This is a genomic window from Frankia sp. CeRuru1 (assembly GCF_977966315.1).
Genome location: NZ_CDWWEW010000197.1, coordinates 8,329 through 8,902 on the forward strand (window position 1 = coordinate 8,329; position 574 = coordinate 8,902).

Annotated in this window: 1 protein-coding gene; it reads left to right on the top strand. The window is 71.6% G+C overall.

Annotated features, from left to right (window positions below; genetic code table 11):
* The first annotated feature begins 83 nt into the window (after positions 1–83).
* Positions 84–488: a transposase family protein gene (locus AC08OP_RS14855; RefSeq protein ID WP_476614743.1), complete on the top strand. Its 405-nt coding sequence runs from the start codon at positions 84–86 to the stop codon at positions 486–488.
* The last annotated feature ends 86 nt before the right edge of the window (positions 489–574 follow it).

The window sequence follows — 574 nt, forward strand, 5'->3', positions numbered from 1 at the left end:
GTCGAAGTCTTCGTGGTCTGGGATGCGGTGTGCCTGCAGGGTTATTGTCTCGTGCTGCGGCTGTGGTGGCGGCAGCGGGTGGTGTGTCGCGGCCGGGGATCTGGGAGCGGCTGGAATCAGTCCCCGATCCGCGGTCACCGCGGGGCCGTTCCTATCCGCTTGCGCCGCTGCTGGCGGTGTGGCTGTGTGGGCTGACCGCGGCGGGCCACGACTCCGCCTGTGCGGTCGGGCAGTGGGTACGACGGGCCTCGGTGGCGGAACGGACCCGGTTGCGGCTGCCGTTCGACCCGTTCACCGGCCGTCATCGGATCCCGGACGAATCGACGCTGCGCCGGGTGATGACCGTGACCGGCCGCCGTGCGCTCGCCGCTGCGCTGCTCGGCGAGGACCCGCCGGACGGGTCCGGCGGTCCGGCGGTCCGGCGGTCCACGAACCAGCGGCCACTGTTCGTGACGGCAGCCGGGTGGGTGGATCCGTGGCCGGGGTGACCGTGACGTTCGACGCTCTGCTGACCGTGCGGGCCAATCTTGACTGGCTGGTCACCGTCAAGGGTGCGCACTACGCCGCCGTGGTG